10 protein-coding genes are annotated in these 12850 nt (G+C 34.8%); all 10 read left to right on the top strand.

Annotated elements, in window-relative coordinates:
* Positions 1-283: 283 nt before the first annotated feature.
* The 10 genes from ACP7AV_RS09950 to ACP7AV_RS09905 all read left to right on the top strand — a co-directional run bounded on the left by ACP7AV_RS09950 (position 284) and on the right by ACP7AV_RS09905 (position 12840).
* Positions 284-2710 carry an SLBB domain-containing protein gene (locus ACP7AV_RS09950; RefSeq protein WP_426091835.1) on the top strand — a complete coding sequence of 809 codons (2427 nt, stop codon included), beginning with the start codon at positions 284-286 and terminating at the stop codon, positions 2708-2710.
* 167 nt (positions 2711-2877) lie between these two features.
* Positions 2878-3939, top strand: a complete 1062-nt coding sequence (locus tag ACP7AV_RS09945; RefSeq protein ID WP_426091834.1) for a lipopolysaccharide biosynthesis protein — start codon at positions 2878-2880, stop codon at positions 3937-3939.
* A gap of 23 nt (positions 3940-3962) precedes the next feature.
* Complete coding sequence (locus ACP7AV_RS09940) at positions 3963-4994, top strand: flavin reductase family protein (RefSeq protein ID WP_426091833.1); 1032 nt, start codon at positions 3963-3965, stop codon at positions 4992-4994.
* A gap of 89 nt (positions 4995-5083) precedes the next feature.
* Entirely contained in the window at positions 5084-5782 is a 699-nt protein-coding gene (rfbF, locus tag ACP7AV_RS09935; protein ID WP_426091832.1) for a glucose-1-phosphate cytidylyltransferase, read from the top strand.
* Position 5783: 1 nt separating this feature from the next.
* Positions 5784-6866, top strand: a complete 1083-nt coding sequence (rfbG, locus tag ACP7AV_RS09930) for a CDP-glucose 4,6-dehydratase (protein WP_426091831.1) — start codon at positions 5784-5786, stop codon at positions 6864-6866.
* Positions 6859-7722, top strand: a complete 864-nt coding sequence (locus tag ACP7AV_RS09925) for an NAD-dependent epimerase/dehydratase family protein (protein ID WP_426091830.1) — start codon at positions 6859-6861, stop codon at positions 7720-7722. The genes rfbG and ACP7AV_RS09925 overlap by 8 nt, the downstream gene beginning before the upstream one ends.
* An 8-nt stretch (positions 7723-7730) precedes the next feature.
* Positions 7731-9002 carry a lipopolysaccharide biosynthesis protein RfbH gene (gene rfbH, locus ACP7AV_RS09920; protein ID WP_426091829.1) on the top strand — a complete coding sequence of 424 codons (1272 nt, stop codon included), beginning with the start codon at positions 7731-7733 and terminating at the stop codon, positions 9000-9002.
* A 3-nt stretch (positions 9003-9005) separates the two neighbouring features.
* Positions 9006-10025: a GDP-mannose 4,6-dehydratase gene (locus tag ACP7AV_RS09915; protein WP_426091828.1), complete on the top strand. Its 1020-nt coding sequence runs from the start codon at positions 9006-9008 to the stop codon at positions 10023-10025.
* 79 nt (positions 10026-10104) lie between these two features.
* Positions 10105-11286 carry a glycosyltransferase family 4 protein gene (locus ACP7AV_RS09910; RefSeq protein WP_426091827.1) on the top strand — a complete coding sequence of 394 codons (1182 nt, stop codon included), beginning with the start codon at positions 10105-10107 and terminating at the stop codon, positions 11284-11286.
* Positions 11287-11292: 6 nt separating this feature from the next.
* The gene (locus ACP7AV_RS09905) at positions 11293-12840 is read left to right on the top strand and encodes a lipopolysaccharide biosynthesis protein (RefSeq protein ID WP_426091826.1); all 1548 of its coding nucleotides are present in this window, start codon (positions 11293-11295) and stop codon (positions 12838-12840) included.
* Positions 12841-12850: the final 10 nt, after the last annotated feature.

Genomic DNA, 12850 nt, shown 5'->3' with positions numbered 1-12850 from the left:
ATGTTAATACAATTAATTTTATTTTTGCCGCAATTAAATGTGTGAGTTTGTTATTGTTAATAAAATGTAAATTAAAAAATCAATTTTTGATGTACATTTCCTACCGAAACGATTGATTTTTCTTCATTTTTACTTTAACTTTGTAAAAATTTTGAAAAGATGGTAATCTGCTGTGTGGATTGCAGTGGCGAAGCCGTATCCTATGGCGAATAATAACTATTTTTAAAAACATCAATATCATCTTATCAAGCACGACTATTAGTCTCAAAACTTTAAAATAATTATGAAAAAAATACTTATTGCAACAGTATTTGTATTATTGATGCTCCATACTTCTGCTGTTTCGGCTCAGGATTTGTTTGTCGGCACTGATTTAAGTTCGATTCAAGTCGATGATTTATCCAATGCGGATATTGTCAAGTTAAAAAATCAATTGCAAGCCAACAATATTTCAGTTGCTCAAGCGGAGCAGCTGGCATTATCAAAAGGAATGTCAGCAAATGAATTTGGTAAACTAAGAATTCGTTTGGAAACTGTTTCGGGGACTTCCAATTCAGACAGCAGCAGTTCTTTAAATGGTACCGTTGATTCTAAAGAGCTCACCCGAAAGCAAGAGAAAATTAGTAATATAAAAGTTAAGGATACTGTAAATGCCTTAATTTTTGGATCTGAATTGTTTGATACTCCCACTTTAAATTTTGAACCTAATTTAAAATTAGCTACTCCCGTAAATTATGTTTTAGGACCTGGCGATGAATTGCAAGTAAGCGTATATGGCGTGCAGGAATTTAACGCAGTAGTGCCAGTTACAATGGAAGGCAAAGTAAACATTCAGTATGTAGGCCAAATTGCTGTTTCAGGAATGACTATTGAAGCGGCTACTCAAAAAATAAAAGCAGCCATGTCACGTGTTTACAGTACGGTAGCCTCGGGGCAATCACAAGTCGGTATCAGTCTGAATCGAATCCGAACCATCCGAGTAACGATTATAGGCAGCAAACAGCCAGGAAATTATTCTATTTCTTCTTTAGCAACCGTTTATAATGCATTGTTTTTGGGTGGTGGCCCGGGAAAGAATGGCAGTTACCGAAATATTGAGTTGTTGCGAAATAATGTGGTGTCTCGCAATGTCGATTTATATCGTTTTCTTGTAAATGGGGACCAATCCGATAATGTCGGGCTAAAAGACAATGACGTCATCCGAATTCCAGCCTATAATCAAAGGGTTACTGTAGAAGGACAAGTCAAACGTCCCGGAATTTTTGAAATGAAGAAAGAAGAAACTTTTTCTAACTTACTTACTTTTGCTTCCGGTTTTAATGAATTTGCTTATACTGCATCTGTAAATGTGTTGCAAAAAACAAATAAGGAATTTAAAGTAACGGACATCAAGGAGTCTGAATTTGACAGTTATAAGCCCCTTTCCGGAGATGTGTTCCGAGTTTCAAAAATTTTAAACCGCTTCGAAAACCGAATTAAAATAGAAGGCGCTGTTTTCAGACCCGATACCTATTCTTTTTATGAAGGGATGCGCGTTTCTGACTTAATCAGTAAAGCGGATGGTTTAAAAGAAGATGCGTATACCAATAGGGCGAGAATTATTCGATTGCAATCGGATCTGACGACAGAAATTGTCAATGTCAATTTAGCTCAAGCCCTGACTGGTAATTTGGACGCTGATGTTCCTCTAAAAAGGGAGGACGTTGTCACTGTATATTCTATTTTGGATTTTGAAGAAGATTTCAAGATAACCATTGATGGTGAGATAAAAAAACCGGGAGTATACCAATATTATGATAATTTGACATTGAATGATTTATTAGTTCAGGCTGGTGGATTAACCGGTTCGGCTTCTAAAAGAGTTGAGGTCGCGCGAATGATCATTTCTGAGGAAATCGATGATAATAATCCCAATAAAGCAGAATTGTTTAATATAGAAATTATTGCTGGTAATAACGAACAGGCAAAAAACTTTGCATTGCTTCCTTTTGATGTGGTGAATATCCGCAAAATGGCGGTGTACGATAAACCGGAGATGGTGACGGTAACGGGAGCTGTACATTATGCAGGAAAATATGTGTTGGCAAACAAAAAAGATCGCGTATATGACGTCATTCAAAGAGCAGGCGGATTGACTTCCGTTGCGAATCTTGAAGGAGTGAGAATAAAAAGACCTATTCAGGCCAAACAAATAGAAGATTTGGAAAATGTGAATCTGAACTTAGGTAAACAAGATAGTATTCAAGACAAATTAGAAAAAAAATTAAAGGAGGACTTGAAATATGCTACCATTCCAGTAGATTGGAAAGCAATTGTGAAAAATCCAAATAGCAGTACCAATGTCACTCTATTTTCTGGCGATGAAATAGAAGTGGTAGCATTTAATGAAGGCGTAAAAGTTACTGGAAATGTCTTGTTGACTTCAGAGATTCCCTATGATGGTGGTAAAGGATTTATTTATTACGTGAACGCCGCAGGAGGTGTTGATGCAAAAGGTTGGAAAAAAAAGGCCTACATCATTTATCCAAATGGGAAAGCGGCAGTGGCACACTCATTTTTGTTTATACGATCCTATCCTAAAGTCACTCCCGGTTCACAAATTATAGTGCCGGAAAAACCTGAGACCAAAAAAATGAGTACTGGGGAGTTTGTTAGTATTGCCGGTGTGTTAGCAAGTTTGGCGGGGATAGTTATAGCACTTATTAAGTAGTGTTCAGTGTTCAGTTTTCAGTGTTCCATATTTAGGGGCCAAGCATTCCTTCGATTTACTCAGGATAACATGGGAGACGAATGAAAACAGGTAATAGGCTTCTATTGACACCATTTACAATGCACATTTCAATAATTAATAAAATACAAGCGTAAAATCTTGAAACAATGAACGAACAAAATACTAACGACGAAATATCGTTAAAAGAACTTATTGAAAAAGGAAGGGGATGGTTTTCTTATTTGCTTGGGCAGTGGAAGATTATTATTTTGGCGGGGATTATGGGGGCAGGATTGGGATTAGTTTATTCCTACGGGAAGAAACCCATTTACACTGCTACCTTAACTTTTGCACTAGAAGATGAAAAAGGTGGCGGCGGATTAGGGGGTGCTTTAGGTTTGGCGAGTTCGTTTGGTATTGACCTTGGCGGAGACGGCGGAAGTATTTTTACCGGCTCGAATTTGACGGAGTTGTTTAAGTCTCGCGTTATGGTGGAGCAAACTTTGTTGGGGCCCGTTATAGTTGATGGAAAAACCATTTCTTTGGCGGAAATGTATATTCAAAATCAAGGCTGGAGGCAAAAATGGAATGACAAGCCAAAATTTGCCACCATCCAGTTTTTACCCGAAACCAAGCGGACCTATTTTACCCGAGTCCATGACAGTATCTTAGGGATAATGTATCAAGATTTGTCTAAAACCGGATTGACAGTAGGACAAAAAGATAAAAAAATAGCCATCATAACTATTGATGTGTCTTCTACTAATGAATTGTTCTCTAAATATTTTATTGAATCTCTTGTTAAAGAAGTGTCTGATTTTTATGTCACAACAAAAAGCAAGAAAGCGCGCGAGAATATGGATATTCTGGAACGGCAAACGGATTCTATACGTCGCGAATTGAATGGAGCGATTACTGGTGTGGCAGTAGCCAATGATAACACCTTTAGTTTGAATCCCGCCATGAATGCACGCCGTGCCCCTTCTGCCCGAAGACAGGTCGATGTACAAGCTAACACAGCGATACTAACTGAATTGGTCAAACAAACTGAATTGGCTAAAGTAACTTTACGCAAGGAAACACCATTAATTCAAGTAATTGATCGACCTATTTTGCCTTTGACGAAAGAAAAGTTAGGTAAAGCAAAAGGGATTGTAATGGGGGGCGTATTGGCCATGTTTTTGATGACGTTGGGATTGATTGTGAGACGGATATTAAAGATGATATAACAAGTCCTATTTGTTTTATAGCAATGAAAAATTTTACATTAAAAGTTCAAGAGATTAGAAAAGAAACAAAAGACACAATAACACTTTGTTTCAAACAGCCGGGCTTGCGTAAAATTAAGTATCAGGCTGGGCAGTATCTGACTTTATCTTTACGAATTAATGGAAGAAAATATACACGACCTTATTCTTTTTCTTCATCTCCTTTGGTAGATTTATTATTAGAGACGACCATCAAGCGGATTCCGGATGGAATTTTTTCCAATCACGTCCATGATACTATTCATGTAGGAGACATGGTAGAGGTGATGAAGCCAATGGGAGACTTCGTTCATGTAAATAATGAGAGTATTAACCAAATTTATTTTTGGGGTGTCGGTAGCGGGATCACACCTTTGATGTCAATACTCAAGGAAGTTTTAATTTCAAATCCATTAGTTAATGTAAATCTAATCTATGGAAATAAAAATTTTGAATCGACTATATTTTTAGAAGAGATTAATCAATTAGTTTCAAAGTACCCAAATCATTTAAAAGTATGGCATTTTCTTACGCAATATATACATGTTAAAAATCATCATTTTGTAAAAAGTGGTAGAATTAAGAAAGACTTTATATTAGATTTACTTAAAGATGTAGTTATTGAAAAAACAGCGCATTATGTTTGCGGTCCAGTTAATTTAAAAAATACCATTAAAGGAGCTTTAGCTCTTTTAGAATGTCCTAAAGAAAACATCTTTTCTGAGGATTTTGAATTGGTAAAAGATCCAAGAGATTTTGATGATATAACTACACATGAAGTAAAAATTAATTTTCAAGGAAAGGAAACTTTAGTTATAGTAGAAAAGAGAAAAAGCGTTTTAGAAGCGGCTTTAGACTTAGGAATCGAATTGCCTTATTCTTGTCAAACCGGGAGTTGCAGTACCTGTAAGGGGAAGTTGAAGGGAGGTAAAATACGGATGATAGGATTGCCAAAAGAAAGAAAAGATTTAGAGCAGGACGATTATTTATTGTGTTGCAGTCATCCATTGACAGGCGATGTGTATTTAGAAATTTAAATTCATAAAAAAGATAAAAATGAAGGTAGTTATATTAGCTGGTGGTTTAGGAACAAGGTTATCAGAAAACGGTTTTGAGACCCAAACCGATGGTTGAAATAGGTGGAATGCCAATTCTTTGGCACATTATGAAGATTTATTCGTCGTATGGTTACAATGACTTTGTGATCTGTTTAGGGTATAAAGGCTATGTCATTAAAGAATATTTTGCTAATTATTTCATGCACAAATCTGATGTAACTATTGATTTAAAAAACAATTCAGTTAAAGTCCATGAATCGGAAGCGGAACCTTGGACCATTACTTTGGTAGATACCGGAATAAATTCTATGACAGGAGGACGTATCAAACGTGTTCAAAAGCATATTGGAAACGAACCTTTTATACTTACTTACGGAGACGGTGTTTCAAATGTTAATATTACCGATCTAGTGGTAACACATCAAAAAAATGGAAACCTTTGCACAGTAACTTCAGTTCAACCTTCCGGCCGATTTGGTGCTTTGAATTTAGGATCTGAAAATCAAGTAGATTCTTTTCTAGAGAAGCCCAAGGGGGATGGTGCCTGGATCAATGGTGGTTTTTTTGTTTGTCAGCCTGAAGTTTTTGATTACATAGAAGGGGACAGCACTGTTTTTGAAAAAGCACCGATGGAGCGTTTGGCTGCTGATAGTAAAATGGGAGCCCATTTGCATGATGGCTTTTGGAAACCTATGGATATCCTTAGGGATAAGGTAGAGTTAGAAGAAAATTGGGAGTCAAATAAAGCGGCGTGGAAAACTTGGTAATATGATGTTTGAAAAACTACAAGAAACATACCAGGGGAAAAAGGTTTTTTTAACTGGACATACTGGTTTTAAAGGCGCGTGGATGTTGAAAACACTTTCGCTTTTAGGTGCAGATGTAAAGGGATATGCTTTAGCGCCACAAACAGCAAATGATTTGTACCACTTAATTGATGGAGACTCCATATGTACTTCGGTACTATCCGATTTAAGAGATAAACAGTGTTTGGAAGAGTCAGTGGTTGGCTTTCAGCCTGATTTTGTTTTTCATTTGGCAGCACAACCCTTGGTCCGATTGTCCTATGAAATTCCTGCTGAAACTTTTGAAGTAAATGTTATTGGAACGGCAAATGTTTTGGATGCTGTTCGTCTACTCGACAAAAAGTGTGAGGTAGTCCTGATAACAACCGATAAGGTGTATCATAATAACGAATGGGTTTATCCGTACAGAGAAAACGATAGATTGGGCGGTTATGACCCATACAGTGCCAGTAAGGCCTGTGCTGAATTGGTTATTGATTCCTATCGAAATTCATTTTTTAATACAAAAACTTACGATACCCACCAAAAAGCAATTGCAGTAGCTAGAGCAGGTAATGTGATAGGCGGTGGAGACTGGTCCAACGACCGTTTAATTCCGGATATTGTAAAAGCATTTGCATTAGCACAACCAGTGAAAATTCGTAATCCGCAGTCCGTGAGGCCTTGGCAACATGTATTAGAACCCGTCATAGGTTATTTATTGTTGGGAGCCCATTTAACGGCCAAACCAATACAATATAGCCAAGCTTATAATTTTGGTCCTCATTTATCCGATGCTCTATCGGTTGAAGAGATGTTTAAATTAGCGATCCAAAGTTGGGGAGGTGGTGCATGTAAAATTGAAAAGCTAGAAGGGCAACATCACGAAGCGGGTTTGCTAAAGCTGGATATAAGTAAAGCTATGTCAGAATTAAAATGGCAACCCAAAATGAATGCAGAGCAAGCAGTAAGAATGACTATGGATTGGTACAGTGCGTTCGATAAAAATAGAAACAATATTTCTGAATTTTCAGCATGGCAAATTAATAAATTTTTCCATGAGTAAGCATTTATTGATCACTGGCGGTACTGGATACTTAGGAAGCAATTTAATTCAATATCTTTTCGATAAAAAGTATAAAATATCAGTTCTGGTGCGGGCTACCTCTTCACTGGCAAGAATTGAATCATTTAAAAGTCAAATTAATTTGGTTTTTATGGATGATTTAGATGATTTTTTTAAGGGTAATAAAATCGATGGAATAATACACAGTGCTGTAAACTATGGTCGAAAAGGTGAGTCTTTGGAAGACGTCATGCATTCAAATTTAGTTTTCCCTACGAAATTATTAACTATTGCAATTGAAAATAAAGTAGCGGTTTTTATTAATACAGATACTTCTTTGCCAAGAGATTTGAATTATTATTCTTTGTCTAAAGCCCAATTTAAAGATTGGCTTTTGCAACTTTCAAGTCAAATAAAAATTATTAATATTATTCCTGAGTATTTCTATGGACCAAATGATGATGATTCAAAATTCGTTACAGGAGTTTTGAATAAGCTAAATAATAATGTTGAATCCATTGATTTTACTACAGGAATCCAAGAAAGAGATTTTATTTATATTGAAGATGTTGTTTCTGCCTATGGTCATATATTAGAAAATCTGGATAATTTAGAGAATTTTACTAATATTCCTTTAGGAACTTCGACTACAATTAGTTTAAGACACCTAGTTGAACTAACAAAAAAACTTTCTAAAAACAAAACCACTGAACTTAATTTTGGTAAAATTCCGATAAGAAATGGTGATGTTATGAATTCAAAAGCAGATACAACACTTTTGCTGTCTATGGGCTGGAAGCCAATAACCGACATAAAACAAGGATTAAAAAAAATAATAGATTTACAAAATATATAATTCACTAAATGATGACTAAAGTAGAATTTAAACTAAGAACTTTTATCCAGCCTATCGCTGGAAAAGATTATATACCCGTTACAGGTAAGATTATTGAAGAAGATGATTTGTTGCTCTGTATGGAATCTGTAGCGGACGGTTGGTTAACAACAGGACGTTTTGCTAACGAATTTGAACTGGAGTTTGCAAAATATTTTGATGCTCCTAAAGCTTTATTGGTGAATTCGGGATCATCAGCTAACTTGGTTGCTTTTTATTCTTTAACTTCTCCTAAATTAGGGGAACGAGCAATCAAACCAGGCGACGAAGTAATTACAGTTGCTGCCGGATTTCCGACAACGGTCAATCCGATAGTGCAATTTGGGGCTATTCCAGTTTTTATAGACGTCGATGTAGTTACACATAACATAAAAGCAGAAATGATTGAGGCTGCAGTAAGTCCTAAAACTAAAGCGATTATGATTGCCCATTCTTTAGGAAATCCTTTTGATGTAGACGAAGTAATGCGAGTGGCTAAAAAATATAATCTTTGGGTGGTTGAAGATGACTGTGATTCGCTTGGAGCGACTTACAAAGGAAAAAAGACTGGTACTTTTGGTGATATTTCTACCTTTTCATTTTATCCTGCACATCACATTACTATGGGTGAGGGTGGAGCAGTGGTGATAAACAACCCTGAGTTAGCAAAGATTGCGGAAAGTTTCCGTGACTGGGGTCGTGATTGTTATTGCGAACCAGGAAAAGATAATACCTGTGGCTGTCGTTTCGGTCAGCAACTAGGAACTCTTCCTTATGGATATGATCATAAATATACTTATTCTCATATTGGATTCAATCTTAAAGTAACGGATATGCAAGCTGCCTTAGGTGTTTCACAATTTAAAAAAATTGATCGTTTTGTTGAGAAAAGAAGACAAAATTTTGCAGCGTTGTACGAACGTATGAAAGAATTTGAGGAGGTTTTTATTCTTCCTGAACCAACGGCAGAATCAAATCCTTCCTGGTTTGGATTTTTATTGACCCTTAGAAATGGGGATGCTGCAGACCGCCATATGCTAGTGCAGCACCTGGAAGAACATAAAATAGGGACTCGTTTATTGTTTGCAGGTAATATATTGCGACAACCAGCTTATGAAGGAGTAAATCATAGGGTTGTTGGAGATTTGACCAATACAGATATTATTATGAATCAGTCCTTTTGGTTGGGTGTTTGGCCAGGCTTAGATGAAACGCATTACGAATATATCGCTGATGTAATAAGAAATTATATTAATTCTTAGAAGATGAAATATTTAATTACAGGGGGTTGCGGTTTTTTAGGTTCAAATTTAGCTGCAGAGGTTTTACAGAGAAACGATGAGTTATTTATTTTTGATAATCTGTATCGTACAGGAACGGAGCAAAATTTAAAATGGCTACAAACAGTGGGAAAATTCAAGTTTTACCATTCTGATATACGGTCCTATAATGATGTTGAGTATGCCATTAGAGATTGTAAGCCGGATGTTATTTTTCATTTAGCAGGGCAAGTTGCCATGACGACGTCATTAGATAATCCCAGATTTGATTTTGAAGTAAATGTCTTGGGAGGGAATAATGTACTTGAAGTAGTTAGAAAGTTCAGCCCTGATACAATTGTGACCTATTCTTCTACAAATAAGGTTTACGGAGATTTGGAATGGGTTGAATATGAAGAAACGCTTACAAGATATAATGCTACAGGTTTTGAAAATGGTTTTGATGAGAAAATTTCTTTAGATTTTCAATCGCCTTACGGCTGTTCAAAAGGGGCTACGGACCAATATATGTTAGATTATGCAAAAATGTTTAATTTAAAAACAATTGTTTTTAGACACTCCTCTATTTTTGGAGGCAGACAATATGCTACAGCTGATCAGGGTTGGATTGGTTGGTTTGTAAAACAGGCAATTGATATTAAAAGTGGTGTTTTGAAAGAGCCATTTACTATTTCAGGATCAGGAAAACAAGTTAGGGATGTCCTTTTTGGAGACGATCTTATCAAATGCTATTTCTCAGCTATCAATTCTATTGACGATGCAAAAGGTAAGGCATTCAATATTGGTGGTGGAATGGCAAACAGCCTTTCTTTGTTGGAACTTTTTGCTCTTTTAGAAAAAGAATTGGACATCGAAATGATACACACCAAATTACCATGGAGAATCAGCGACCAAAAAGTATATGTCGCTGACATTGACAAGGCAAAAAACACCTTTGGCTGGACACCAACAATCAATAGTAATGAAGGGGTTAAAAAAATGGTTGATTGGGTAAAATCTATTTAATGCAACAAATCAAAAATAATTTATGAAATGGTTTGAAATTGCAAACTTTTATAAAATATTTTAACGTAAAAATATAAAAATGAGAATTTTATTGGTTTGTGAATCATCACATCTATATGAATCGGGAGGGAGGGTTGTAAGGTATATTACAAAAATACTTAAGCGTGACGACAATCACGTTAAAGTAGTCGTGCTTTCCGAAAAAAGAGACGATTATAATTTGGGGTCGTTTTATAAAGAAAATGATGTCGAATTTCTTCCTGTTAGAAAAAAGTTGATTAATAGAATTGCAAGTTTGCTTTTTAATACCAAGGAAATAAAGTCCTTTAATCGGATAGTAAATAATTTTAATCCTGATGTTATTCATTTTGCTTCATTTGACCATAGTAAACCCCCTAAATTTATTAGTATTGCAACAAAATATGATGCGAAAGTGATATTGCAACCTTGGACGATGCACTTTTATTGTTCGCAAGGATTTGGATATAGAAATGGAGAGCAATGCACATTATGTGCAAATGGAAATTATTTGAATGCTTTAACTAAAAAGTGTGTCACTCTTAGGGCAATTCCGAGTTTAATTGAAAAGAGGGCGTCTCATAAAAAAGCTTTAATAGCGGATCTTTTTTTATCAAGCAATAGTGAATTTGATGATATTTTAACTAGATATGGTGTTGAAAAGCCACATATTTATAGATTTCCAATTCCATTTGATTATACTTTTTTAGATAAACAATCTGAGAAAATAGAAGACTATTTTATTTTTTATGGTCAAGCTAATTCCCATAAAGGCTTAAGTGTTTTATTGGACGTGTTCGCGAAATTACCCGAGCAAAAACTTAAAATTTATCCAATGGGAATATTGCCGGAAAACATTTCAAAACTTAAAAATGTTGAAATAATTAATGGAGTGAATTGGACCAATGGTTTGGGTGATGCAATTATAAAATCAAAAGCAGTTTTAATGCCGTCTTTATGGTCATCAACCATAGAATATGCCCTTTGGGAGGCTTTGCAAATTAAAAAAGCAGTAATTGTTTTTAATGTGGGTGCTCATAAAGAAATTTTTAAAAACAGAATCAATGCAATGGTCATTGAACCAAATGATGTAAAATCTTTCGCCAAGGCTGTTTTGGAATTGTCTGAAAATGATGTGTTAAGAACTTTGTTGGAAGAAAATGGAAATAAAACCTTATTGGAGATCAATAATCCTGATAAATTGTATTTACAATTGATGGAGGGGGTATACATTAAAAAATAAATAATTTTGAAAAAAGTGCAAGTCTCAAAGACTAAATCATCGATAATAAACCTTCTATTTAATTATGCGAATGTTTCTTTTGTGATAATTAATGGATTGATACTGGTTCCGTTATATTTAACATATTTTTCAGTCGGGACATATGGATCGTATTTGTCTTCTGGCAACATAGTGGGAATGCTGGGATTGTTGGAAGGAGGAACGTCTTTCGTTTTGACCCAAAAATTATCCAATTGTTACGTCAAAAAAAATTTGAATGAATTTTCCAAAATTTTGGGGTCAGGACTTTTCATGTCTCTTTCCATCTTTTTTTTGTTGGTTTCCATAGGCTTTGTTCTTTTTCCTTTTATATCCGATTGGGTCAAGGCAGAACCCAATGAATACAAGAATATTCAATACGCATTTCTGTTTTCGGCAATTGGGGCTGGATTAAATATTGTGTATCATAATATTTCAGCCGTCTTTCAAGCATTATTAAAAGTCAGTATATGCGGTTTTACAAACATAATTTCAATTATTGTTGGCATAACTTCTACATTATTGGGTTTAAAATTTGGTTTGGGTGTTGTTGCCATTCCTCTTGGAGTATTAATAAGAGGTGCTGTGGGAGTTTTTATTCTTTTAATTTCATTGATGAAAATTTTAGTAAAAGAAAAATTTCCTAGAATCAAAATGGATAGAATGGTTACCAGAGATTTAATTAAATCTGTTTTGCCAATGTTTGGAGGAGGAGTGGCTAAATCATTGGTTACAAATAGCCAGCTTTTAATTATCACGAGTTTTATTAATCCAACTGCTTCTGCCGTTTTTTTTATCACCGGAAGAATATATCAAGTGTGTGATTCTCTTTTGGCTCCTGTCGGTTCTTCAATTTTTTCAAGTATTTCGCAAATTGTTGGAGAAGGCAACAAGAAAGCAATAAAAATAAATATTGTCAAGATATTTTTTGTTTTCAATGTTTTTTCTGTTTTTATTTTGTCATTAAGTTTTATTTTTAATTCAAGTTTTGTTTCATTATTGTTGGGAGCAGACAAATATGGGGGGAATATGTTGTCATTTTTTCTTTGTATCAATATGTTGTTTTATACGCGTTTTAATTTTTTGAGTGTTAATTTGTATGCTATGGGCGTATTTGGAAAAACAGTGATGTATGACGTATTTGGAGGAGTGTTACGCTTGATTATTATTTTCTCTTTAATTCGTTATATTGGATATATTGCATTGCCCTTGGCTGAATTTTTATCAACAATATTTTTTACGGGTTATTTTTTAAATAAATTAATGATAAGTAAAATAGGATTAAAAGGAAAAGAAATATTAAATTTTGTTTTTTCGGGAAGTAACATATTGTTTGTGATTTTTTCTATTTCTTTCATCTGGATTTATTTTTTACCCAAAATTAACAGTTGGGTTATATTTGTTGCTTATTCATTATTGACAGCATTGATATATGGAATGGTAATTTTGATTTTTTCCAAAGAGGCAAAAGAAATTGTTTCAAAAATATTTCCTCGTTTTAATTTTTCATATAGAAGGAATACTTTTGGCAATTAATTCTTAAATA

Origin of the sequence: Flavobacterium sp. DSR3-2 (assembly GCF_049896525.1) — a bacterium.
Lineage (GTDB): Bacteria > Bacteroidota > Bacteroidia > Flavobacteriales > Flavobacteriaceae > Flavobacterium.
The sequence above is the reverse complement of the archived record's forward strand: the minus strand, read 5'-3'. Positions and strand labels throughout refer to the sequence as shown.